The sequence below is a fragment of the Streptomyces sp. DS1-CR2 genome (genome assembly GCF_055760475.1).
Window position 1 is genome coordinate 3,528,545 of record NZ_CM147085.1, and the last position, 22,486, is coordinate 3,551,030.

Here is a 22,486-nt window from a genome sequence, read left to right on the forward strand (position 1 = left end):
ACGAACAGCCGAACCCCAAGGTGGACGGCAGCGAGCTGATCCGCTTCGACAAGGTCGTCAAGCGCTTCGGCGGGAACACCGTCCTCGACGAGCTCGACTTCTCCGTCGACTCCGGCAAGCACGTCACGCTGATCGGCCCGTCCGGCTCCGGCAAGACGACGATCCTGCGGCTCCTGATGACCCTGATCAAGCCCGACGAGGGCACGATCAAGGTCAACGGCGACTACCTCACGCACGAGTCGAAGAACGGCTCCCTCGTGCCGGCCGGCGAGAAGCACATCCGCGAGGTCCGCAAGAACATCGGGATGGTCTTCCAGCAGTTCAACCTCTTCCCGAACATGAAGGTCCTGCGCAACATCATGGAGGCGCCGGTCACGGTGCTCGGCCTCTCCAAGGACGAGGCGGAGCAGCGCGCCCGCGAGCTGCTCGACCTGGTCGGGCTCGGCGACCGCTGCGACGCGTACCCGACGCAGCTCTCCGGCGGGCAGCAGCAGCGCGTCGCCATCGCCCGCGCCCTCGCGATGCGCCCGCAGGTACTGCTCCTCGACGAGGTCACCTCCGCGCTCGACCCGGAGCTCGTCGCCGGCGTCCTGGACGTGCTGCGCGACATCGCGCACACCACGGACATCACGATGCTCTGCGTGACCCACGAGATGAATTTCGCCCGGGACATCTCGGACCAGGTCCTGATGTTCGACGCGGGCCGGGTCATCGAGTCGGGGCCGCCGGAGAAGATCTTCAGCGATCCGGAGCACGAGCGGACGCGGGAATTTCTCAGCGCGGTTCTGTGACCACGATCGGTGAGGTCCGCTAAGTCCGAGGTCCCGAACCTGGGGCATGACTTTGGCATATGCCAGGGTGGTGCGCTCCTGCTGACAGGCCCGGAGCGCGCCACCGAAGTCGCCAACAGGCGCCCCACAAAGGCCCCTTGGCAGCTATCGTGGACCGAGGCCAGCTGTCCGGAACCGGTCCTTGCAGGGGGATGCCGTGGCGCTGAAGCACGAGCCGATCGCGCAGCACCAGTCGGTGCAGCACGCCCTTCGTGTGCTCGAAACCGTTGCACGACGCGGCGTCGGCGCCACCGACACCGAGCTCAGCAACGAGACCGGACTGCCCGCCGACCGGCTCGCCCCGCTGCTGCGCATGCTGCGCCGCGAGGGGTACGTGGAGCAGACCTCCGACGGCGCGTATGTCACGGGCCAGACGCTGACCAGCCTCGGCTCGGCGCAGGGCCGCGAGGACGCGCTCACCGCGAGCCTCCAGCACACCCTCGACCGGCTGCGCGAGACGGTGGGCGCGGCGGTCTATCTCAGCCGGTACGTGGACGGCGAGATCCGCATCACCCAGCTCGCCCAGGGCCCCACGACCCCGGCGGTCAACGAGTGGGTGGACTTCCGCTCCGCGGCGCACGCCAGCGCGATCGGCAAGAGCCTCCTCGGCCAGCTCGACCTCAACGGGCGGCGCGACCACCTCTCCCGCCACAAGATGGCCCGCCTCACCTCGCGCACGATCACGAACGAGCGCGTCCTGCTCTCCAAGCTCGACGCCCAGCCGGCGACGGTGCCGGTCCTCGACCTCCAGGAGTACGCGGTGGGCACGGTGTGCGCCGCCGTCCCGCTCACGGCCGGCTCCTCAGTGGGCGCACTGGCCCTCTCGCTCCCCGTCGAGCACGCCCACCGCCTGCACCACGCGGCAAACACGCTGAACCGCGGAGCGGCCCCGGTCCTGCTCTCCCTGGCGCTCTAGGCACCGGCCCCGGATGTGTCAGGAGCACCCCTCAGGACCAGGTATTATTTTCGAGTCAGCAAGCGCCGCTAGCTCAGTTGGTTAGAGCAGCTGACTCTTAATCAGCGGGTCCGGGGTTCGAGTCCCTGGCGGCGCACAGACACGGTGATGGCCCTCCACGCGAGTGGGGGGCCATCGCCATATGCGGGCCCGCCCCGACACAGCGAAGGCGGCTGGGGGTCCGGGGGTCATCCCCCGGAAAGACACAGCATCAGCGGGTCCGGGGTTCGAGTCCCTGGCGGCGCACGTTGTCGTTGGCGAGACGTGTTCGCGTAAAGCGCGAACCGTCTCGCCAACGTTGTTTCTGCGCGGCTGCGCCGCGCGTTGCGGGAGGCTCCGCCACCCACACCCCCGCCCTGGGTGGGCGCCCCTCAAGCCCTCAGGTACGCCAGCACCGGTGCACACGCCTCATCGGTCCAGCAGCTCCGATCTCCCGTGTGCCGCGTACTCCTGCGAGAGCGCCGTGACGTCGGCATCGGTGAGGCGCCGGTACCCGCTCTCTCCCGGCGGCCGCCACCACACGGGGTCCGCGCACCGGAACCCCTCGCGGCGCAGCCCCACCCGGTGCACCTTGTTCGTCGCGGTGACGGGCATCCGCCCCACGATCCGCACGAAGCGAGGCGCCATCTTCGTCCCCAAGTCGGCCTGGGAGAGCAGGAATTCGGCGAAGCCGAGCGGGTCGAAGGGTTCGGCCGGGTCCGTCCCGCGCAGGGCGAGCGTCGCCATCACCTGGTCGCCGGCCACCGGGTCGGGCACGCCGTACACGGCGACCGCGGCAGCGTGTTCGTACCGGGCGAGGATGTTCTCGATCATCGCGGGCGCCAGGTTCTCGCTGTCGACGCGGAGCCGGTCGTCGGTGCGGCCCGCGAAGTACAGGAACCCCTCGCGGTCACGGTAGAAGAGATCCCCCGTCCAGTACCAGCCGTCCCGTACCCGCTGTGCGTGCGCGTCCTCGTTACGCCAGTACCCCTCGAAGGACGTGCGGCCACGGTTGACCAACTCCCCTATCGCGGCAGCCCCGTTGAGAAGACGTCCGTCCGCGTCGAACTCCGCGGGCGGGCACTGACGACGGGTGGCCGCGTCGACGACGGCCAGGTCGTCCCCCGGTGTCGCCCGCCCTATCGCCCCGGCCGGTGTCCCCGCCGAGCGCTGGATGGCGGCGCCGCCCTCGGACGACCCGTACCCCTCCACGAGCCGCACCCCGAAGCGCTCGGCGAACCGCTCCGCGTCCACCGCCCCCGCCTCCGTACCGAAGCCCGTCCGCAGCGGGTTGTCCCGGTCGTCGGGCCGCTCGTCGGTGGCCAGGATGTACTGCACGGCCCGCCCGACATACGTGAAGTACGTGGCCCCGTACGCCCGTACGTCGTCCAGGAAGCGGGACGCCGAGAACCGGCGCCGCAGCGCCACGCCCGCGCCCGCCGCGACGGCCGGCGCCCAGTCGGCGATCACTGCGTTGCCGTGGAACAGCGGCATGCAGATGTAGTGGACGTCGTCGCGGCGCACGCCGAACTGGCCGACGAGCGACTGTCCGGCCGCCGCAAGGCGCCCCTGCGAGCAGATCGCGGCCTTGGGCGCGCCCGTGGAGCCGGAGGTGAAGTAGAGCAGCATGCGGGTTTCGGGTGTGGCGCGCGCGGGGTCGGGCTTGGCTCCCTCGTACGGCGCGAGCAGCTCACCGTAAGCGTCGGAGTCCGTCACCAGGATGCGTACGCCCGGGAGTTGGAGCCCGTCGAGCAGCGGCAGATGAGACCGCTCGGTGACGAGGACGCGGCAGTCGGTGTGGAGGATGTCGCGGGCGAGTTCGGGGCCGCGCCGGGTCGGGTTGACGCCGGCGACGGCGGCACCCGCGAGGGCCCCGGCGCTCAGCCAGAGCGGGAACTCCGGGGTGTTGTCGAGGAGTACGCCGATGTGCGGCTCCGCTCCCCTGGGCAGCAGGTCGGCGAGGAGCGCGGCCCGGGCGGCGGCGCCCGCGGCCACCGCGTGATGACTGAGGACCTGATCCTCGCACCACAGTCCGGGGCGGTGGTCGCCCCAACGCTCCTGTACGAGTTCCGCGACGGTACGCCTCATGGGACCCATGACCGGGCACCATAATTGACGCATCGTCAGAAGTGGAGACCTTGGCGACGGATCCCCCGACACCACGTTCCGTGCACGCCGCCCCGGTCGGAACGGCGTGCACGGAACGCACCCGCGCGAAGGCCCCGGGAGCCTCAGGACAGGCTCAGAACTGAACGTCCGAGCACGCGTAGAACGCGTTGGCCGTGTCCGCGATCGTCCACACCGCGAGGATCACGTGGTGGCCGCTCTTGCCGGAGGGCAGGGTGCCGGTGTGCGAGAGCGTGGCCGGGGGCTGCCCGCTGAACGGCACGGTCAGGAACGGCGCGGTGTCCAGGTCGGCCCTGGTCAGCGGCTTGCTGTCGTCCCAGCCGTTCTTGGTGATGTAGTAGCGGAAGTCCGTGGTGGAGTGCCGCGCGGTGAACTGCCAGCGGAAGGTCTGACTTGCCCCCGCGGTGACCTTGGTCGTCGGCCAGGCTGTGCCATTGGGCGCTTTCGCGCCGTTGAGGGCGCCGAACTCTGCGTGGTTGGCGGAGCAGATCGTCCCGTCGGCGGGGCCGGCGGCCGGGAAGCCCTTGGGGCCCTCGACGCTCTGCGGCTCCCACTGGATGTTGCCGCATCCGGTGACGGTGCCGTCGGCACAGAGCTTCTGCCGGCTGATGGGGAGGTCGGTGTAGCCGTGGCTGCTCGCGCCGCCCGACGAGAGCACGAAGGCCCCGGCGGTGGTGAGGCCGAGCAGGGCCGCGTACATCTTTTTTCGCATGCTGCCGCTCCTGGAGAACGTGGGGGAGTTCCGGTGAGCCGTGCGCACAGCGCCAGTCAGGTCTAGACCAGGCCCCAGATTATTGCCAGGAGTTGACCGTGTCCATATCAAAAGACATGTCCATACCAATAGTGGAGAGGATCCTGTCGCATCTCCCCCGGGAGGTCTCGACCAGCTCGCCGTTCGGCGTGTCATTTCCGGCCACCCACGCACTGGCCCCGTCCGCGTCCCGCCCGCCCGCCAACTGCCGCTCCACAAGCCGGACTTGACGCACCTTTGGCGGAGCCTCGACATACCAGCACCGCGCCATCAGCTCCCGCGCCTCCCGCCAGCCCGGCAGGTCGCACGCCAGATAGTTCCCCTCGGTCACGACGAGCCGCGCCGCCGGCGACACCACGTGCCGCGCCGCGACGGGCTCGTGCAGCGTGCGGTCGTAATCGGGTACGTAGATGTCCTCGGCGGTGTCGTCGAGGACCCGGCGCAGCAGCGCCACGTAGCCCCGCACGTCGAAGCTCGGCTCGGAGCCCTTGCGGTCGGTCAGCCCGAGGCGCTCCAACTGGGCGTTGGCCAGATGGAATCCGTCGAGCGGCAGATACGCGGCCCGCTCGCCGATCCGCTCCACGAGGGCCCTGGCGAGCGTGGACTTCCCGGCGCCGGGCGGGCCCGCTATCCCCAGCAGGACACGCGGGCCCGACGCGGTGAGCTTCCAGGCTTCGGCCGTCAGTATCGAAATCCCCATGGGCAGGGACTCTACGACCCGTCGCCGCCCCGGCCGGTGCAGAAGGCCACCGTCAGATCCTTGACCAGCGCCTTGCGTTCGTAGTCGTCCAGCTCGATCAGACCGCGCGTCGTCAGCCGCGTCACCGTGTCCTCGACGGAGTCGACCACGGACGTGAGCACGCTGTCGCGGTGCTGCGCGTCGAGCGCCGCGATCCGGCGGCGCTGCATCGCGGCGGCGACCTCGGGCGCGTACTCGATCCTGGTCGGCTGCGCCGAGAACACCTCGATGCCGACGGGCGCTGCATCGGCGGCGAGCTGCCGGGTGAGCGCGTCGCCGACGGCCTCGGCGTCGCGCAGGGTCGGGGCGTCCTGGTGGATGGGGGTCCCCCCAGCGTTAGCTGGGGGAGCGTCGACAGGGAACTGCGAGAGCACCCGCGCCATCGCGGCCTCCACGCACTCGCGCAGATACTCCTGGTGGCTCTCGACGGCAAGCGCGGCGCGCGCGGTGTCCTTGATGCGCCACACGACAAGGACGACGACGCGCAGAGCGACCCCGTTCGCGTCGACCGCGGGCATCGCCTCACTGCGCCAGTGCCGCAGGCGTACGTCGGTACGGCGGCGCAGGTGCAGGGGGTTCACCCACAACAGGCCGGTGCGGCGGACGGTTCCGCGGTAGCGGCCGAAGAGGGTGAGCACCCACGCCGCGCCGGTCTGGCCACGCGCGAGACCGCCGAACCCGAACAGGGCGAGAGTGAAGCCCGCGACCGCCGCCCACCGGACGGGCCCGGGCTGCGCGCCCGCGGGAGCGGGCAGCGCCGCGATGTGCGGCAGCACCCCGCCCCACCACAGCGACGCCGCACCGCCCGCCGCGCCCGCGAGGCCGCCGAGGACTCCGAGGACTCCGGGCAGCGTGCGCCCGGGGCGCTCGACGAGCTCCGGGTCGACGACCGGCTCCGGGCGCGAGGGCGCGCGCGGCGGCATCCGGCGCGGTACGCGCGGCTCCTCGCCGCTGCTCTGCCTGCGCTCGACAATGGCCGGCGGCAGCGGCAGCGAGACGGTCTCGGACCCGTCCCGGTAGAGCAGATGGACCGGGATCTCCGTGGTGGACTCGCTGTGAATCAGCCGGGGTGGGTGGCCGCCGGACGTCTCGGTTCCCGGCTCGTCGAAACCCGCGGCGCGGAAGCCTCCGAGCACCCCTTGACCGTCACGCGCATCACCTCCGTCGGCCTCCTCGGGCAGCTCGGGTCCCTCCGGCCGCTCCGTCGTCGTACTCATCCTTGCCTCCGTGCTGGATCCGTACATCCGCGATGACCTCCGGCCTGGCGGGGCCGGAGGGTTCGGGGTGTGCGGCGAGGCGAGTCGCCGCACACCCCCGGGGCCGCGTGCGGCCGGCGGGGCCTCACGCCCCGCCGGCGGCCGGCCGGTGGGCGATCACGAGAAGAGCCGTCGCCAGGTCTCGGGCCCCGGGTAGCCGTCGGCCGCGCCGCCGCGCCAGCCCTGGGATCGCTGGAACGCCTCGACACCCCGCCGGTCGGCCTCACCCCAGCGGGGCCCCGGGCCCTTCGTGTAGTTCTTGCCGAACCCCTTCTTCACGAGTTGCCTGCCGAGCTGGGTGACGTATGCGTTGCTCGCGCCCGGCCGGAACGTGCCGCGCCCGGGATAGGGCGGCACCTTGGACGCGGCGGAGCCGGAGCCGGAAGCGCCGGTGGTGGGCGGGATGTCCTTGCCCTTGCCGCCGACGAGATAGGCCCAGGTCTTGGGGCCGGGCAGGCCGTCGGCTTGCGTGCCCGTCCAGCCCTGCGCGCGCTGGAACGCCTGCGTGGCGAGCCGGTCGGCCTCACCCCAGCGCGGCCCGGGCCCGGTCCTGTAGAACCGGCCGCCGCCCCGGTCGACGAGCATCTTCCCGAGCCGCGTGACGTTCGCGCTGTCCGTCCCGGGACCGAACGACTTGACGCCCGGGAACTCCGTCGACGGCGAACCGCCGACCGCCACCTTCTCCTGCTTCAGCCCCTTGTAGCGATAGGGCACATAGTGGGACGAGTTGCTCCAGTAGGCATAGGGCGTGGACTGCTTGCGGGTGCGGGGCGGCGTCTGCTCGTACGCGACGTAGTAGGTGTGCGTGTAGTCGGTCCAGCCGCCGAAGATGACGACGTGCGAGCCCTTCTGAGGGTCCGCCGGATTATGGAAGAGCAGCATGTCGCCGGGCTGGAGCTGCTCGCGCGTGATGCGCGTCCCGAATTTGTTGAGACTCCCGGTCCATTCGTTGCTGCCGAGCTTCCACACCATGGAGACGAAGCCGGAGCAGTCCTGCCGGTAGCCGTCGCTCCAGTACTTGACCATGCTGTACGGCACCTTGGCGGCGATCCAGAGCTTGGCCCGGTTGATGATCGCCGCGCGGGTCGTGGCCGGCAGCGCGGTCCCCTGGCCCAGAGGCGCGGCCGGGCTGCCCGCCGGTCCGTGCAGCGGGCCCGAACCGCCCTGCGGGGTCGGGGACTCGTCCGAGGCCGGCAGCCCCGGTCTGGCCGGTCCGTGGGCGGACGCGACGGCGGGCACCGTGTGCGCGCCGCCGATGACCGTGCCGGCCGCGGCGGCGAGGACGAGGGCGCGCCGGGCGCCGCGGGCGGCGGGGTGGCCGCCGAGCCCGATCGTCAGCGATGACGGAGAGCTCCTGGCGGCACGCCGCCAGTGAAGGCACCCCGGGCAGTCACAGTCGCTCGCAGGATCGAATTCCTCGAACACCGGAGCTTCCATGCGATTCCCCTCACACTCCAGAATGAAATGTCCAACTATCAGTACAAACGGAAGCCTCTCAACTCTCCGGTGATATCGCATGTTGACGGTCCGAATGATGTATTTACCTGACAAATAGGGCAATACGGACAGGCGTGGCGGTCCGGAGCACCCCAGGGATTCAGGTAGAGTTCTCCAGGTCAGCAGGCGCCGCTAGCTCAGTTGGTTAGAGCAGCTGACTCTTAATCAGCGGGTCCGGGGTTCGAGTCCCTGGCGGCGCACAGACACGGTGAAGGCCCTCCACGCAAGTGGGGGGCCATCGCCATGTGCGGGCCCGCCCCGACACAGCGAAAGCGGCTGGGGGTCCGGGGGTCATCCCCCGGAAAGACACAGCATCAGCGGGTCCGGGGTTCGAGTCCCTGGCGGCGCACAGACACGGTGAAGGCCCTCCACGCAAGTGGGGGGCCATCACCGTGTGCCGACCCGCCCCGACACAGCAAAGGCGGCTGGGGGTCCGGGGGTCACCCCCCGGAAAGACACAGCATCAGCGGGTCCGGGGTTCGAGTCCCTGGCGGCGCACAGACACAGCAATCGCCATTTGCGGGCCGGCCCAGACGCAGCGAGTGTGGCTGGGGGGGGTGCTACCGCCATCGCCGGCCCCTCCGCGTAAGCGGGAGTCTTTCTGCTGTTCGGGGGGCGTACGGACGCCGTTCCTGCCGATAACGTGGGGGCCATGGCGCGCGACCTCCAGGAGCGGATCAAAAAGCTCATCATCGACCGGCGGCTTCCCTCCGGTGCCTCCCTGCCCACCGAGCCCGAGTTGATGGAGCTCCTCGGCGTCAGCCGGAACTCCGTGCGCGAGGCGCTCAAGGCTCTCCAGGCGATGGGCATCGTGGAGATCCGGCACGGCTTCGGCACGTACGTCGGGCCGATGTCCATGGCCCCCATGATCGAGGGGCTCACCTTCCGCACCGTCGCCGGGCACTACCGCGGCGAGGACAGCCTGCTCCAGCTCCTCGAACTGCGCGAGGCCGTCGAGACCGGCCTCATCGCGCGCCTCGCCGGCCGCGTCCCCGACGCCGACCTCGCCGAACTGGACGCCCTCGTCGACCGCATGGACACCGAGGCCGCAGCCGACGGCGCCGTGAGCCCGGGCACCGACCGCGCCTTCCACGCAACGCTCTACCGCGGCCTCGGGAACCCGCTGCTCGGCGAGGTCATGGAGGCGTTCTGGGACGCCTTCCACCGCGTGCGCACCGACCTCGTCGCCATCCCGCACGACCCGAAGGTCACCGGACTCCAGCACCGCGAGATCGTCGACGCGGTGCGCTCCGGCGACCCGCTGCGGGCGGAGCGCGCCATAAGGGAGCACTTCGGCGACATCCGCGCCCGGCTGAGCACCCCGGCGAACACCCCCGGCGAGCGCCCCGCGAGCAACACCTGAGCACCCCGGCGAGCAGTCGAGGGGCACCCCCGGCGAGCAGCACCCGAGCACCTCGGCCAGCGCCCCGCGAGCGACACCTGAGCACCCCGACGGGCACCCCCGGCGAGCAACACCTGAGCACCCCGGCAAGCACCCCGACGGGCACCCCCCGCGAGCAGCGCCCGAGCACCCCGGCAAGCAGCCCGACGGGCACCCCCGGCAAGCAGCGCCCGAGCACCCCGGCGAGTACCCCGGCAAGCAGCCCCGCGGGCACCCCCGGCGAACGCTCCGGCGCGCGCCCGATGCGCAACACCTGAGCCCCCGGCGCGCGCCCGGTGGGCGAGGTCGGCGGCCCCATCCGCCCCAACAGGCCCACCAAATCGTGCGTATGACCGGTAAACAGCTTGTTTCGCTTCCTATCGCCCTTGCGATCATGATGAGGTGCGTAGAACCCTGTCCTGGAGCCGTTGGCTCCGATGAGGCAGGCGGCACACGGCAGTTGGGGCCGGCACGCGGCCAGCGCCGGTTGCGCTCGATTCAGGGGTGGGGGCCCCGTTCATGAAGCGATGCCGAGGGGGGCATCATGCAACCGGAAGGCCGTCGTCTCAGTCTTAGACGGGGGACGGTGGCCTGCCACTGACACGTCCGGCAAGGTCGAGGGGGACCGAACCGGACGGATGACCGACGACCACGCGGTGACTCGCGTGCGGGGGGAATGACTCATGACGTCGACGCCGTCAGGCGCCCGGCAGGACTTCGACCCGTCCCAGACCACCCAGCTACGGGTGCCGCCGCATCGGACCGGCGGCTTCCGGCGCATCAAGAAGGCCCTGCCGCGCTACGACTACGAGCATTACAGCCGCCTGGCCGGGCCACTGACACAGCCCGAACCCGGCAAGCCGTACAAGGTGCAGTACCGCTCGCTGCTCTCGCAGGAGCCGCACCGGCTGCGGGCCGCGCTGATGCTGGGCGCCGCGCCGCTCCTCTCTCTCATACTGCTCTTCTGGCTGCTCCAGCCCGAGCACTGGACGGAGCGGGACTACCCGGCGTACGACTTCCTGCCCGCGCTCGACGTCGTGATGCTGGTGTCGATCGGCCTGATCGAGTTCTTCCGCTGCATGAACGTGCTGTCGAACGCGCACGCCACGCTCGTCGCCCGTGACCCGATCCCGGTGGTGCCCGAGACCGGCACGAGAGTCGCGTTCCTGACCTCGTTCGTGCCCGGCAAGGAGCCGATCGAGATGGTCACGAAGACCCTGGAGGCGGCGGTCAAGCTGCGCCACCGGGGCCTGCTGCACATCTGGCTCCTCGACGAGGGCGACGACCCCGAGGTGAAGGCGGTCTGCGAGCGCCTCGGCGTGCACCACTTCTCCCGCAAGGGCGTCGCGCGGTGGAACCAGGCCAAGGGCCCGCACCGCGCCAAGACCAAGCACGGCAACTACAACGCCTGGCTGGACGCGCACGGCGACGACTACGACTACTTCGCCTCCGTCGACACCGACCATGTGCCGCTGCCCAACTACCTGGAGCGGATGCTCGGCTTCTTCCGCGACCCGGACGTCGGCTTCGTCATCGGCCCCCAGGTGTACGGCAACTACGACAACTTCGTCACCAAGGCCGCCGAGTCGCAGCAGTTCCTCTTCCACGCGCTGATCCAGCGCGCGGGCAACCGCTACGGCGCGCCCATGTTCGTCGGCACGTCGAACGCCGTACGGATCAGGACCCTCAAGCAGATCGGCGGTCTGTACGACTCGATCACCGAGGACATGGCGACCGGCTTCGAGATCCACCGCGCCAAGAACCCGGCCACCGGCAGGAAGTGGCGTTCCGTCTACACCCCGGACGTGCTCGCCGTCGGTGAGGGCCCGAGCGCCTGGACGGACTTCTTCACCCAGCAGATGCGCTGGTCGCGCGGCACGTACGAGACGATCCTCAAGCAGTACTGGAAGGGCTGGTACTCGCTCCCGCCGAGCAAGCTCTTCAACTACACGATGATGATCATCTTCTACCCGATGTCGGCCCTCAACTGGATCCTGGCGGCGCTGAGCTGCGCCCTGTTCCTGGGCCTCGGCGCCTCGGGTGTGAACATCGACCCGACGGTCTGGCTGATGCTGTACGGCAACGCGTCGGCGCTGCAGATCGGCCTCTACATCTGGAACCGCCGGCACAACGTCTCACCGCACGAGCCCGAGGGCTCCGGCGGTGTGGCCGGCATGGTGATGTCCGCGCTGTCCGCACCGCTGTACGCGAAGGCGCTGTTCGACGCGGTCCTGCGCCGCAAGAGCAAGTTCGTCGTCACACCGAAGGGCGACTCGGCCAGCCCCGACCGCTGGTTCGGGACGTTCCGGTACCACTGGTACTTCATTCTCGTCTTCGCCGGGTCGATCGCCGCCGGCTTCGTGTACGGCCACTCACACCCGGCGATGATCACCTGGGCCTGCTTCGCCCTGCTGATCACGGCACTGCCGATGTTCGCCTGGCGGTACATGCTGCGCCAGGACGGGAAGAAGCCGAAGCCGCCCGCCGCCGGAGCGTCCGGGCCGCCGCAGCCGGCTCAGCAGGCCGGCGCGCATGCCGCGCAGCCGCACGCCGTGCCGCAGCAGAAGCCCACCTGGGCCGCCGACGGGAGCAACGACCAGACCATGCAGATTTCCCTGGGGGGACGTAACAAGTGAAAGACGGTGCCAGCCGCCGCCGTGCCCGACGCATAGCCATCGGCTCGGTGGTGGTGCTAGCGCTTGCCGGGATGAACGGGCCGTGGGTCTACCGGTTCGGGTCGGCGAAGTACCACGAGTACAAGATCAACAAGCCCGAGTACAAGGCCGAGAACGGCAAGTGGGACATCGTCGAGTTCCCCAAGGAGTACCGGCAGAACACCATCCACGCCGCCCTGCTGCACACGGGCAAGATCCTGCTCGTGGCCGGCTCCGGGAACAACCAGGACAACTTCGACGCGAAGAAGTTCGACACCCGGCTGTGGGACCCGGTGAAGGGGACGATCAAGAAGATCCCCACGCCCAGCGACCTGTTCTGCACGGGCCACACGCAGCTGGCCAACGGCAATCTGCTCATCGCCGGCGGCACCAAGAACTACGAGAAGCTCAAGGGCGACGTCACCAAGGCCGGCGGTCTGATGATCGTCCACAACGAGGACCCGGACGAGCCGAAGACGATCCCAAAGGGGTCCAGGTTCACCGGCAAGGAGAACGGCAAGACCTTCGTCACCAGCGAGAACATCACCATCGAGCGGGCGAAGAAGGTCTTCGACCCCAAGACGGGCAAGTTCCTGCGCAACGACCCGGGCATCCGCCGGGTCTACGTCGAGGCGCAGAAGAGCGGCACGAAGTACGAGACGGGCACGCAGGACAACTACCGCGTGCAGGGCCTCAAGGGCGCCGACGCACGCAACGTCTACGGCATCGCGCAGAAGCTCGCCCTCGACAAGAAGGACTTCCAGGGGATCAGGGACAGCTACGAGTTCGACCCGGTCGCCGAGAAGTACATCAAGGTCGACCCGATGAACGAGGCGCGCTGGTACCCGACGCTGACGACGCTCTCGGACGGCAAGGTCCTCTCGGTCTCCGGGCTCGACGACATCGGCCAGCTCGTCCCCGGCAAGAACGAGACGTACGACCCGAAGACCAAGAAGTGGACGTACACCAAGGGGATCCGCCAGTTCCCGACCTACCCGGCCCTCTTCCAGATGGAGGACGGGAAGATCTTCTACTCGGGCGCCAACGCGGGCTACGGGCCCGACAACGTCGGCCGCACGCCCGGCATCTGGGACCTCGAGACCAACAAGTTCCGGAAGATCCCCGGGCTGAGCGACCCGAAGCTGATGGAGACCGCCGGCACGGTGGAACTACCGCCCGCACAGGACCAGCGCTACATGGTGGTCGGCGGCGGCGGGGTCGGCGAGTCCAAGGAGTCGAGCCGCAGGACGCGGATCGTCGACCTGAAGGCCAAGGACCCGAAGTTCGTCGACGGTCCCGAGCTGGAGAAGGGCACGCGCTACCCGCAGTCCTCCACGCTCCCCGACGACACGGTCCTGGTGTCCGGCGGCTCGGAGGACTACCGAGGCCGAGGCGACTCGAACATCCACCAGGCGCGGCTGTACGACGTGAAGACCAACACGTTCAAGCGCGTCGCCGACCCGCTCGTCGGCCGCAACTACCACTCGGGCTCGATCCTGCTGCCCGACGGCCGCGTGATGTTCTTCGGCTCGGACTCGCTCTACGCCGACAAGGCGAACACCAAGCCCGGCGTCTTCGAGCAGCGCATCGAGATCTACACGCCGCCGTATCTCTACCAGGACTCGCGGCCGACGCTCAGCGGCGGCACGAAGACCGTCGCGCGCGGCGGCACGGCGACGTACAAGTCGGACCACGCTCCGGCGATCAGGACGGCCCGGCTGATCAGGCCGAGCGCATCCACGCACGTCACGGACGTCGACCAGACGTCGATCGCCCTCGGCCTGAAGAAGTCGAAGGACAGCGTCACGGTGACCATCCCGAATGACCGCAGCCTCGTCGAGTCGGGCTGGTACATGCTGTTCGTGACGGATGATCAGGGCACGCCGAGCAAGGCGCGGTGGGTGCACGTGCCGTAGTGCAAGCACGTAGGCCGTAGGGGGTGTGGGGCCAGTGGCCCCGCACCCCCTACGGCACTCCAGCTCGCTCTACTCGCTCTATTTGCTCCACCTGCTGGCCTTGGCGAGACCGAGGGCGTACTCCGGCCACCAGGCCCCCGCCTTCGGACCCCCCTTGCAGTCGCCGTCCGACTCCCCGGGCCGCTTGACCCACAGGTACGCCTTGACCAGAGGGTCGCCCGTCCTGGTGCCGGGCTCCTCGCCCAGCGCCCTCCCGGGAGGATTGCACCAGCGCTGGGCCGGGTCGCCGCCCGTGTAGGGCCCCTTCCCGTTGCGGCTGGTGTCGATGACGAACGGCTTGTTGCCGACCTTCCCCGAGAGCTCCTTGCCGTACTTCACGGAGTCCGCTGTGGTGTAGAAGTTCGACACGTTGACCGAGAAGCCGTCGGCCTGGTCGATGCCGGACCGCTGGAGCGGCTGGAAGATCTGGTCGGGCTTCCCCCAGCCCGCGTTGCCCGCATCGAGGTAAACCGTCGTGTTCTTCAGTGACTTGAGCTTGCCGACGGCGCCCTTGAGGAGGTCGTAGCGCTCCTCGTGGAACTCCTCCGGCGTGCAGTTGTCCACCATGTGCTGCACGGCGTCCGGCTCCAGGATCACCGTCGCGTGCCGGTCGCCGATGCCCTTGGCGACACTGTCGATGAACGCCCGGTACTGGTTCCCGTCGGCCGCGCCGCCCTTGGAGAACTGGCCGCAGTCGCGGTGCGGGATGTTGTAGAGCACGAGCAGGGCGTCCCGGTCGGCCTGGTCGGCCGCCTCGGTGTAGCCCCGGGCCTGGTCCTCCGCGTTCTCCGGGAGGATCCACTCGCCGCTCGGCTGCTCGGCTATCTTCCGGATCTGCTCGGCGTCGTCCTTCTTGCCGGACTTCTCGTAGGCGGCGACCTGCTTGGCTGCGCTGCCGTCCGGGTTGACCCAGTACGGGTCGGATCCCTTCGGCTGCTGTTTCACGGGTGACGGTGAGCCGTTCTTGTCCTCGCCGTCCCCGGAGGAACAACCGGACACCAGCAGCGCCGCCCCCACGGCCGCCGCTCCCGCCCTCACCCCCCAGGCGCCGACACCGCGTACGCGGCCTGCGTCCTTGCGGTACATCCACTCCCCCTTGGGTGCCCTGTACGACTCTCAATCCTGGCATACGGGCCGCCCCGACCACGAGGACGGACAGGGTTCGTCAACTACCTGTTACAGCCCCCGCGTTCGGTGTTCACCAGGTGAGCGAGCACATCCGGACTTGGCGTCAAACAGCCTCTGGGCCACGTCGCCCATCCGCTCTACAGTCGTCGTGAGCGACCCGAGCCCCCGCCGTCACCACCTCTTGGAGAGGGCAGGTCTCTCCCACGGCCTCCCGCGCCGACGCCGGGTTACTCCCGCAGCCCGAGCGCGCGCGGTCGAGGACCAGCCCGGCCGGCGGCTCCCCGGGGGGAGCGGGTCACCGGCCGGGCCAGGTTGTCAGCGCTGTGGGTGTTGTCGGCGCTGTCGGTGTTGCCGGCGTTGTTGTCGTTGTTGTCGTTGTTGTCGTTGTTTCAGCTCGCAGACGTGGGCGCGTTGGCCACTCCGGTGAGGTACGCGGACACGACCACGTTGGCGGTGTAGGTGTGCGACGCCCGGTCGAAGGAGCCGCCGCACGTGATCAGCCGCAGCTCGGCCCGGTCGGACTTCCGCTGCCCGTACGCCTTTTGCGCGTCGAACCGTGCGCGGCTGAAGACCTGCACGTCGTCGACGGTGAACTCGGCGACGGAGCCGTCGTCCCGCCCGACCCTCACCTTGTCGCCCGGCTTGGCCGAGCTGAGGTGGTAGAAAACGGCGGGCCGGGTGTCCGTGTCGACGTGCCCGACGAGCAGGGCCGTGCCGCGCTCGCCCGGCTTCGCGCCTCCGCCGTACCAGCCGACGACACCTGCCTCCGAGAAAGGCGGCGGGTCTATCGCGCCGGTCCCGTCGAGACCGCTGACCGTCACCGGCGCCTTGATCTTCAGTGCGGAGACGTCGATGCTCTGCGGCTTTGCGCCGGACATCGACATCGGCTTGTGCGCGGGCGGCAGTTCGATGCCGGGCGGCCGTCCCACTGCGGCCGCGTCGCCGGTCGTCGGCGCGGACAGGCCGTGGAAGTCGGTGACTTCGCGGCCCCACACCCACAGGCCGAGCAGCAGTACGGCCCAGGCCACTCCGGTCACGAGCCGCCCGTTGCCATGAGGTCGTTCGCCGTCAGACATGAGCGGCCCCCGCTCAGTCGGATCGGCGCCGGCGGACGCTGCGGCAGGCCACGGCCACAGCCGCGACCGCCGCGAGCACCAGGCCGATCACCGCGTGCCGGGTGCCGGGGCCCTCCCCGCGCACACTGTCGGTGATCTCGGCGGTGTGGGCCGCGGTGAGCTGCGCGGTCCCGCCGCCGCCCGCGTGCACGGCCGCGGTGGGTGTCGGCGTGGGCCGGCCCGGCTGCAGGACCTGGACGCTGCCCCTGACCTTGTCGCCGGCGCCGTCGCAGGTCACCTTGGCCTCGTAGACCCCGGGCGTCGCTGACGAGCGGATGCGGGCCCGCGTCGTCAGGGTGGGCTGATCCGCGGACCGGACGAGGTCGCCGGGCGCCTCGAAGGCGTCCGAGTAGACCTTGCCCTTGGAATCCTTGCAACCGGAGACCCTGAGGTCGACCTGGGTCCCCGGGGCGGGGGCGTACGGGGTGACGGTGATGGAACCGGTGGATCCGTCGGATTCCCCGCCTTCCGCGTGGGCGGCGGCGACGGGCAGTGTCACCAGAACGGCTGCCGCCCCTATGGCACGGAGAGCGAACATCTCTCTACGCATTGTGAACCTCCTGTATGGAAGGGTCACGCGCGCAGGCCCGATCCGCATCCCGGGGCCGCCGGAAAAGGCCGCCCCGGGATGCGGGATCAGACGAGTTCGACCAGGTCAGCGATGGAATTGACGACCTCGGAAGGCCGGAAGGGATAACGGTCGACGTCGGCCCTGCCGGTCAGCCCGGTATCGACGAGCGGGAAGCCGAGCTGGTCAGGAAGGCCTACAAGGACGTGCTTCTCGGCAAGCGGGCCGCCATCGTCCACCGCGAATGGGCGAAGCTGGGAGTCCGTGGCCCCCCAGTGATCATCAAATCCGCAGGCAAGGGAGGGGCGCAGCGAGGGGTGTTTCGCCCTGATCTGATCGAGATCGTATGGAAGTGCTGACCGGTCCATCGTGAACAGGGGAATCGGTTGACGGGCCGTCGCCCGGCCGCATGCATAACATGGCCGTCCCGCAGGTCGACAGGGTAGGAGTCCGCACCCATGACAGAGCCCAAGCCCATCAAGTCGTGGCTGACCGACATGGATGGGGTCCTCATGCATGAGGGGGTTCCGATCCCCGGGGCGGACGCCTTCATCAAGAAGCTGCGCGATTCCGGCAAGCCCTTCCTCGTCCTCACGAACAACTCCATCTATACGGCCCGCGACCTGCATGCGCGACTTAATCGCATCGGCCTCGAAGTGCCGATAGAGAACATCTGGACGTCCGCTCTGGCAACCGCCAGATTCGTCGACAGCCAGCGGCCGAACGGCACGGCCTACGTGATCGGTGAGGCCGGCCTCACCACCGCTCTGCACGAAGCGGGTTACATCCTCAGTGACGCGGACCCCGATTTCGTAATCTTGGGGGAAACCCGCACTTACTCCTTCGAGGCTCTCACCAAGGCGATTCGCCTCATCAATAACGGTGCCCGTTTCATCGCCACCAACCCGGACAACACCGGCCCGTCCACGGAGGGTGTGCTCCCCGCCACGGGGTCGGTGGCCGCTCTGATCACCAAGGCGACCGGCAAGGAGCCGTATTTCGTCGGCAAGCCCAATCCGCTGATGATGCGCACGGGGCTCAACGCCATCGGTGCGCACTCGGAGTCCAGCGCGATGATCGGCGACCGTATGGACACCGACGTGCTGGCCGGACTCGAAGCCGGAATGACGACCTACCTCGTTCTGACCGGACTCACGAGCAAGGCCGATCTCGACCGCTTCCCCTTCCGGCCCACCAAGGTGGTCGAGTCGATCGCGGACCTCGTCGACCTCGTCTGACGAGTGCCCCGGCCACCCGGGGCGACCGGGTGGCCGGGGCACGACGGTGAAGGGTCAGTGCCCGTCGCCGACTTCCAGTCCTCCATGTTCGTCTGGAGGTTCTTGTCGATGTCGTTCCAGTCGGGCTCGAAGATCGACGCCGTCCATCACCTTGGACAGGGCGATGGCGTTCTCGTCGGTGGCCTTGACGTCCTTGCGCAGGAGTTCGCCCTTGTCGACCGGGGGCGGTCCGGGAGTGCGGTGCGCGCGGCGGGCGGTGCGGCCGGAATCCGCCCCTCACTCGCGGCCGGCGCGCAGCCGCCGGGAGCCCGCCACGAGGGCCGCGCCACCGATGAGCAGGGCACCGGACCCGAGGCCGAGACCGCGCAGGGAACGCGGCCCGGTCCGCGCGAGCTCATCGGGCGGCGCGAGCTCATCGGGCGAGAGGGGGCGGCCGTCGGGATCGGCGCCGATGCCGGTGTCTTCGCCTTTGTCTGCGCCCGTGTCTGCATCGGTGCCGGCGCCTGAGTCGCTGCCGGTCGACGGTCCCGTGGTGGGGCCGGTAGTGGGGCGGGTCGTGGGGCCGGTCGTGCGGGCGGTCGTGGGGCCGGTCCCGTCGGTGGGGCGGGCGCTCGCGGTGCCGCTGTCGCGGCCGGGCTTGCGCAGGCCGTCATCCCCGGCGTCGGGTTCGTCGCGCCGCTTGCCGGGACGCCTTCCGGGCGGCTCGCCCTCCTCGTCGTCGGTGAGCGTGAACCGGTAGTCGCCCGACTCCCCCACCCAGTCGCCGTCGTCGTCCCGGCGTTGCACAACGGCCGCGTTGGCGACGACGCTGTTCGGCTCGGCGTCGGAGGTGAACGTGAGCCGGGCCTTGACGGTGACGGTCTTGCCCGGGGCCACCCGGAAGCCGGGGAAGCCGTCGTCGAAGACGCCGACGTTCTCGTCCCACTCGGTCCGCTCGAAGCGCACGGGGTGGTGGCGCTTGCCGTCGGAGAACTCCAGCTGGATCTGCCGCGTCGTCAGCGTCCGCTTCTTGTCGATGAGTACGAGGACGGGGTGGATGCGGGCGCACTCGGCATCGGTCTTGTTCGTGAGGTCGAGGGACAAGGTGCGGAAGCCGCCGCCGGGGTGGTACGTCGTGGGGCCGCCGCGGATCCGGGTGCGGATCGGGAAGTCGGCGGGGTACTGGGCGGCGCAGGTGGGCTCGAGCGGGGCGGACCCGGCCGGGACCGGGTCGGCCGCGCGGGCGGGGCCGCCGGTCACCACGGAGATCAGGGCCACGGCAGTGACGGCGAGCGGGATACGCGGTCGCATGAGGAGCCTTTGTGATCGCGGGGCGGGAAGAGTACTGCCGTGGCGACCGTGTCACGCGCGACGCGCCCCGCGCCGGACCAGCAGGGCCCCGTTCGGCCCGATGCCCGAGCGATTCCGCTCGATCAGCTCAGATTTCTTTCATTCCGGTTGACTGGGAATGTCCGTCATCCGGTGGGCCGGGAAGTGACCGTGCGCCCGGCCGTACAGGGGCGCGAGGACCAGCTGGGCGGCGCCCTCGACCACCGCGGTCGCGGCGCCGGGCGCGCGCAGGACCGGGACCTCGAGCGTGCCGCCGCGCCGCGCCCGCTCGCCGAGCACCGCCCGTACCCCTTCGACGAAGCGCTCCTCGGCGGCTGCGACCGTGCGCCCGCCGAGCAGGACGAGGCCGATGTCGAGGAGGCCGACCATGTTCGCCGCGCCCTCGCCGAGCACGCGCGCGGCCTCGTCGAAGGATCCGGCCGCGACCGCCGCGAGGCACAGCGCCTCGATGCAGCCGCGGTTGCCGCAGCCGCAGAGCGGGCCGTCCAGCTGGATCACCTGGTGGCCGAATTCGCCCGCTCCCGTGTGCGGCCCGCGATACGGCGTGCCGCCCAGGACGAGTCCGGCGCCGAGCCCCGTACCGAGGTGGAGGTACGCGAACGAGTCGCCGCACCCGGCGAGCGCGAGGCCGAGCGCGGCCGCGTTGGTGTCCTTGTCCACGACCACGGGAAGCCCGAGCCGCTCCGCGAGCGCGTCCCGCAGCGGGAACCCGTCCCACTCGGGGAACCCGGTGACGCGGTGCAGCACGCCGGAGGAGTGGTCGAGGGGCCCGGGCAGCGCGACACCCACGCCGAGGACGCGGGGGGTGGGGGGTTCCGGGGGTACCGGGTCCTGCGCGTGGGGGTGGTCCGGGTCTCGGTCATCCGCGCCCCCGGCGCCCGCTCCCGCATCCGCTCCCGCTCCCGCGTCCGTGAGCAGCGCCTCCACCTCGCTCGCCGCCGCCTCCACCACCGCGTCGCCGCCCGCGCCGAAGGCCAGCGGGGCGCGGCGTTCGGCGACGACCGTGCCCGCGAGGTCGACCAGGACCGCCGTCAGTTCGTCGCGGTCCAGGTGGAGTCCGACCGCGTGCCCCGCGTCCGGCACGAGGCGCAGGACGGTGCGCGGCTTGCCGCCCGTCGAGGCGCGGCGGCCGGTGTCCGTCACCAGGCCCTGCTCCCGGAGCCGCGCCGTGATCTTGCTGACGCCCTGCGGCGTGAGGCCCGTGCGCTCGGCCAGTTCGAGCCTGCTGATGCCCTCGTCGCCCGCCGTGCGCAGCAGATCGAGTACGAGTGCGGCGTTGTGGCCTCGCAGCACCGTCAGATTGACCCCGGAGTTAGCCCTGTTCACTCCCCCATTGTCCCTTCCGCTTGCACTTTGGCAACACCGTTGCTTAAGTGGATGCATGACTGAAGGCATGACATCAGGTACGGCTGGGGCCACCGGCTCCCCCCTCCGCGTCGGTCTCGTCGGCTACGGCCTGGCGGGCTCCGTCTTCCACGCCCCGCTGATCGCCGCGACCGACGGCCTCGTACTCGACACGGTCGTCACCTCGAATCCGGAACGGCAGGCGCAGGCCCGCGCCTCCTTCGGTGACGGCATCCGCTTCGTGGCCACGCCCGACGAGCTGTGGCCCCTGGCCGGCGAGCTCGACCTGATCGTCATCGCCTCCCCGAACAAGACGCATGTACCGATCGCGACGGCCGCCCTCAAGGCGGGCCTCCCGGTCGTCGTCGACAAGCCGATCGCCGGCACCGCGGCCGAGGCGCGCGAGCTCGCGGCTCTCGCCGAGGAGCGCGGCCTGCTGCTCTCGGTCTTCCAGAACCGCCGCTGGGACAACGACTTCCTGACGCTGCGGAGTCTGATCGCGGACGGCGAGCTCGGCAGCCTCGGCGATGTATGGCGTTTCGAGTCGCGCTTCGAGCGCTGGCGGCCGCAGCCCAAGGGCGGCTGGCGCGAGTCCGGCGATCCGGAAGAGATCGGAGGTCTCCTCTACGATCTCGGCAGCCATGTCGTCGACCAGGCCCTGGTCCTGTTCGGCCCGGCCGTCTCGGTCTACGCGGAGTCCGATGTGCGGCGCGCGGGCGCGGCGGCCGACGACGACACCTTCATCGCGATCACGCACGCGAGCGGCGTCCGCTCCCATCTGTACGTCTCCGCGACCGCGGCCCAGCTCGGCCCGCGCTTCCGCGTCCTCGGCTCGCAGGCCGGCTATGTGAAGTACGGCCTCGACCCGCAGGAGGCGGTGCTGCGCGAGGGCACGATCCCGGCGGCCGGCGAGCCCTGGGGCGTGGAGCCCGAGTCGATGTGGGGCCGGATCGGTTCCGGCGAGTCCCCGCTGACCGGCGGCGGACGCCCCGTCGAGACGCTCCCCGGCGCCTACCCCGCGTACTACGCGGCCGTCGCCGCCGCCCTGCGCGGCACCGGCGAGAACCCGGTCACCGCCGAGCAGGCCGCGGCCGCGCTCGATGTCCTGGAGGCGGCCCGCCGCTCGGCCCGCAACGGTGTGACGGTGGCCCTGTGAGCGCGCCGACGGCCGAGGAGATCGAGGAGCAGGAGCGCCGCCTGATCCTGCCCAAGTTCACTTACGAGGACGCCTGGGAGCTGGGCTCGCTGCTCGTCGAGCTGGCCAGGGAGCGCAAGGCGCCGGTGGCGATCGACATCACGCGCGGCGGCCAGCAGCTCTTCCACGCGGCGCTCCCGGGCTCGACCCCGGACAACGACGCCTGGATCGCCCGCAAGCGCCGCGTCGTCGAGCGCTACGCCTGCTCGTCGCTGCTGGTCGGAACCCGTTTCCGGGCGAAGGGCACGACGTTCGAGGACTCGTCCAGGCTCGACCCGGACGCGTACGCGGCACATGGCGGCGCGTTCCCGCTCGCCGTCGAGGGCGCGGGAGTCATCGGAGCGGTGGTGGTCTCCGGCCTCCCCCAGCTGGAGGACCACGCACTGGTGGTCAAGGCCCTGGACCTCTTCGTCGCCGGGTGAGGGAAGCGCCCCTGAAAGGGGCG

General features: G+C 70.3%; 18 protein-coding genes, 2 tRNA genes and 1 pseudogene. 10 read left to right on the top strand and 11 right to left on the bottom strand.

Going from position 1 to position 22,486, the window contains the following annotated elements; all coding sequences use genetic code 11:
* Window positions 1–20: 20 nt before the first annotated feature.
* The 3 genes from ehuA (at window position 21) to ACY0PA_RS17240 (ending at window position 1,882) form a co-directional block, all read left to right on the top strand.
* Window positions 21–791 (top strand): ectoine/hydroxyectoine ABC transporter ATP-binding protein EhuA, encoded by a 771-nt coding sequence (gene ehuA, locus ACY0PA_RS17230; RefSeq protein WP_473086345.1) that lies wholly within the window; start codon window positions 21–23, stop codon window positions 789–791.
* Between the two features lie 196 nt (window positions 792–987).
* Window positions 988–1,746 (top strand): IclR family transcriptional regulator, encoded by a 759-nt coding sequence (locus tag ACY0PA_RS17235; protein ID WP_473085454.1) that lies wholly within the window; start codon window positions 988–990, stop codon window positions 1,744–1,746.
* Window positions 1,747–1,808: 62 nt separating this feature from the next.
* Window positions 1,809–1,882, top strand: a tRNA-Lys gene (locus tag ACY0PA_RS17240).
* A 311-nt stretch (window positions 1,883–2,193) separates the two neighbouring features.
* On the opposite strand, the gene ACY0PA_RS17245 is transcribed toward ACY0PA_RS17240, so the two are convergent.
* From ACY0PA_RS17245 to ACY0PA_RS17265, 5 genes are all read right to left on the bottom strand, one after another.
* Entirely contained in the window at window positions 2,194–3,861 is a 1,668-nt protein-coding gene (locus ACY0PA_RS17245; RefSeq protein ID WP_473085455.1) for a long-chain-fatty-acid--CoA ligase, read from the bottom strand.
* 145 nt (window positions 3,862–4,006) lie between these two features.
* Entirely contained in the window at window positions 4,007–4,603 is a 597-nt protein-coding gene (locus ACY0PA_RS17250) for a lytic polysaccharide monooxygenase auxiliary activity family 9 protein (RefSeq protein ID WP_356273198.1), read from the bottom strand.
* A gap of 79 nt (window positions 4,604–4,682) precedes the next feature.
* Entirely contained in the window at window positions 4,683–5,342 is a 660-nt protein-coding gene (locus ACY0PA_RS17255; RefSeq protein WP_473085456.1) for a nucleoside/nucleotide kinase family protein, read from the bottom strand.
* An 11-nt stretch (window positions 5,343–5,353) separates the two neighbouring features.
* Window positions 5,354–6,598, bottom strand: coding sequence for an SPFH domain-containing protein (locus ACY0PA_RS17260; protein ID WP_473085457.1), 1,245 nt, complete (start codon window positions 6,596–6,598; stop codon window positions 5,354–5,356).
* Window positions 6,599–6,754: 156 nt separating this feature from the next.
* Window positions 6,755–8,074, bottom strand: coding sequence for a peptidoglycan-binding protein (locus tag ACY0PA_RS17265; protein WP_473085458.1), 1,320 nt, complete (start codon window positions 8,072–8,074; stop codon window positions 6,755–6,757).
* 186 nt (window positions 8,075–8,260) lie between these two features.
* On the opposite strand from ACY0PA_RS17265, the gene ACY0PA_RS17270 reads away from it, so the two are divergent.
* The 4 genes from ACY0PA_RS17270 (at window position 8,261) to glxA (ending at window position 14,085) form a co-directional block, all read left to right on the top strand.
* Window positions 8,261–8,334 (top strand) — tRNA-Lys (locus tag ACY0PA_RS17270).
* 452 nt (window positions 8,335–8,786) lie between these two features.
* Complete coding sequence (locus tag ACY0PA_RS17275; RefSeq protein WP_473085459.1) at window positions 8,787–9,497, top strand: FadR/GntR family transcriptional regulator; 711 nt, start codon at window positions 8,787–8,789, stop codon at window positions 9,495–9,497.
* Window positions 9,498–10,198: 701 nt separating this feature from the next.
* Complete coding sequence (locus ACY0PA_RS17280) at window positions 10,199–12,151, top strand: glycosyltransferase family 2 protein (RefSeq protein WP_473085460.1); 1,953 nt, start codon at window positions 10,199–10,201, stop codon at window positions 12,149–12,151.
* The gene (gene glxA / locus ACY0PA_RS17285; RefSeq protein WP_473085461.1) at window positions 12,148–14,085 is read left to right on the top strand and encodes a radical copper oxidase GlxA; all 1,938 of its coding nucleotides are present in this window, start codon (window positions 12,148–12,150) and stop codon (window positions 14,083–14,085) included. Before ACY0PA_RS17280 ends, glxA begins: the two co-directional genes overlap by 4 nt.
* Before the next feature lie 78 nt (window positions 14,086–14,163).
* Here the strand turns inward: glxA and ACY0PA_RS17290 are convergent, their stop codons facing one another.
* From ACY0PA_RS17290 to ACY0PA_RS17305, 4 genes and pseudogenes are all read right to left on the bottom strand, one after another.
* Window positions 14,164–15,210 carry a glycoside hydrolase family 6 protein gene (locus ACY0PA_RS17290; protein ID WP_473085462.1) on the bottom strand — a complete coding sequence of 349 codons (1,047 nt, stop codon included), beginning with the start codon at window positions 15,208–15,210 and terminating at the stop codon, window positions 14,164–14,166.
* 431 nt (window positions 15,211–15,641) lie between these two features.
* The gene (locus ACY0PA_RS17295) at window positions 15,642–16,328 is read right to left on the bottom strand and encodes a class F sortase (protein WP_473085463.1); all 687 of its coding nucleotides are present in this window, start codon (window positions 16,326–16,328) and stop codon (window positions 15,642–15,644) included.
* A 13-nt stretch (window positions 16,329–16,341) separates the two neighbouring features.
* Entirely contained in the window at window positions 16,342–16,905 is a 564-nt protein-coding gene (locus ACY0PA_RS17300; RefSeq protein ID WP_473085464.1) for a hypothetical protein, read from the bottom strand.
* A gap of 98 nt (window positions 16,906–17,003) precedes the next feature.
* Window positions 17,004–17,105: pseudogene (locus ACY0PA_RS17305) on the bottom strand (TIGR01457 family HAD-type hydrolase); the annotation flags it as partial.
* Window positions 17,106–17,393: 288 nt separating this feature from the next.
* Here ACY0PA_RS17305 and ACY0PA_RS17310 point away from each other — a divergent pair.
* The gene (locus ACY0PA_RS17310; RefSeq protein ID WP_473085465.1) at window positions 17,394–18,173 is read left to right on the top strand and encodes an HAD-IIA family hydrolase; all 780 of its coding nucleotides are present in this window, start codon (window positions 17,394–17,396) and stop codon (window positions 18,171–18,173) included.
* A 276-nt stretch (window positions 18,174–18,449) separates the two neighbouring features.
* Here ACY0PA_RS17310 and ACY0PA_RS17315 read toward each other — a convergent pair whose 3' ends face one another.
* Both ACY0PA_RS17315 and ACY0PA_RS17320 read right to left on the bottom strand, forming a co-directional pair.
* On the bottom strand, window positions 18,450–19,463 hold the full coding sequence (locus ACY0PA_RS17315) for a hypothetical protein (protein ID WP_473085466.1): 1,014 nt from the start codon (window positions 19,461–19,463) through the stop codon (window positions 18,450–18,452).
* Window positions 19,464–19,601: 138 nt separating this feature from the next.
* Window positions 19,602–20,828, bottom strand: coding sequence for an ROK family transcriptional regulator (locus ACY0PA_RS17320; RefSeq protein ID WP_473085467.1), 1,227 nt, complete (start codon window positions 20,826–20,828; stop codon window positions 19,602–19,604).
* A gap of 55 nt (window positions 20,829–20,883) precedes the next feature.
* Here ACY0PA_RS17320 and ACY0PA_RS17325 point away from each other — a divergent pair, with 55 nt between their 5' ends.
* Together ACY0PA_RS17325 and ACY0PA_RS17330 are read left to right on the top strand one after the other, a co-directional pair.
* Window positions 20,884–22,002, top strand: a complete 1,119-nt coding sequence (locus ACY0PA_RS17325) for a Gfo/Idh/MocA family oxidoreductase (protein ID WP_473085468.1) — start codon at window positions 20,884–20,886, stop codon at window positions 22,000–22,002.
* On the top strand, window positions 21,999–22,463 hold the full coding sequence (locus ACY0PA_RS17330) for a heme-degrading domain-containing protein (protein ID WP_473085469.1): 465 nt from the start codon (window positions 21,999–22,001) through the stop codon (window positions 22,461–22,463). The genes ACY0PA_RS17325 and ACY0PA_RS17330 overlap by 4 nt, the downstream gene beginning before the upstream one ends.
* Window positions 22,464–22,486: the final 23 nt, after the last annotated feature.

Excerpts from the sequence above, each read along its gene's own strand:
- ACY0PA_RS17310 (WP_473085465.1), top strand. The coding sequence starts at position 17,394 with ATGACAGAGCCCAAGCCCATCAAGTCGTGGCTGACCGACATGGATGGG.
- ACY0PA_RS17260 (WP_473085457.1), bottom strand. The coding sequence starts at position 6,598 with ATGAGTACGACGACGGAGCGGCCGGAGGGACCCGAGCTGCCCGAGGAG.
- ACY0PA_RS17325 (WP_473085468.1), top strand. The coding sequence starts at position 20,884 with ATGACTGAAGGCATGACATCAGGTACGGCTGGGGCCACCGGCTCCCCC.
- ACY0PA_RS17245 (WP_473085455.1), bottom strand. The coding sequence starts at position 3,861 with ATGGGTCCCATGAGGCGTACCGTCGCGGAACTCGTACAGGAGCGTTGG.
- ACY0PA_RS17275 (WP_473085459.1), top strand. The coding sequence starts at position 8,787 with ATGGCGCGCGACCTCCAGGAGCGGATCAAAAAGCTCATCATCGACCGG.
- ACY0PA_RS17280 (WP_473085460.1), top strand. The coding sequence starts at position 10,199 with ATGACGTCGACGCCGTCAGGCGCCCGGCAGGACTTCGACCCGTCCCAG.
- ACY0PA_RS17265 (WP_473085458.1), bottom strand. The coding sequence starts at position 8,074 with ATGGAAGCTCCGGTGTTCGAGGAATTCGATCCTGCGAGCGACTGTGAC.
- ACY0PA_RS17300 (WP_473085464.1), bottom strand. The coding sequence starts at position 16,905 with ATGTTCGCTCTCCGTGCCATAGGGGCGGCAGCCGTTCTGGTGACACTG.
- ACY0PA_RS17255 (WP_473085456.1), bottom strand. The coding sequence starts at position 5,342 with ATGGGGATTTCGATACTGACGGCCGAAGCCTGGAAGCTCACCGCGTCG.
- ACY0PA_RS17250 (WP_356273198.1), bottom strand. The coding sequence starts at position 4,603 with ATGCGAAAAAAGATGTACGCGGCCCTGCTCGGCCTCACCACCGCCGGG.
- ACY0PA_RS17295 (WP_473085463.1), bottom strand. The coding sequence starts at position 16,328 with ATGTCTGACGGCGAACGACCTCATGGCAACGGGCGGCTCGTGACCGGA.
- ACY0PA_RS17290 (WP_473085462.1), bottom strand. The coding sequence starts at position 15,210 with ATGTACCGCAAGGACGCAGGCCGCGTACGCGGTGTCGGCGCCTGGGGG.
- ACY0PA_RS17315 (WP_473085466.1), bottom strand. The coding sequence starts at position 19,463 with ATGCGACCGCGTATCCCGCTCGCCGTCACTGCCGTGGCCCTGATCTCC.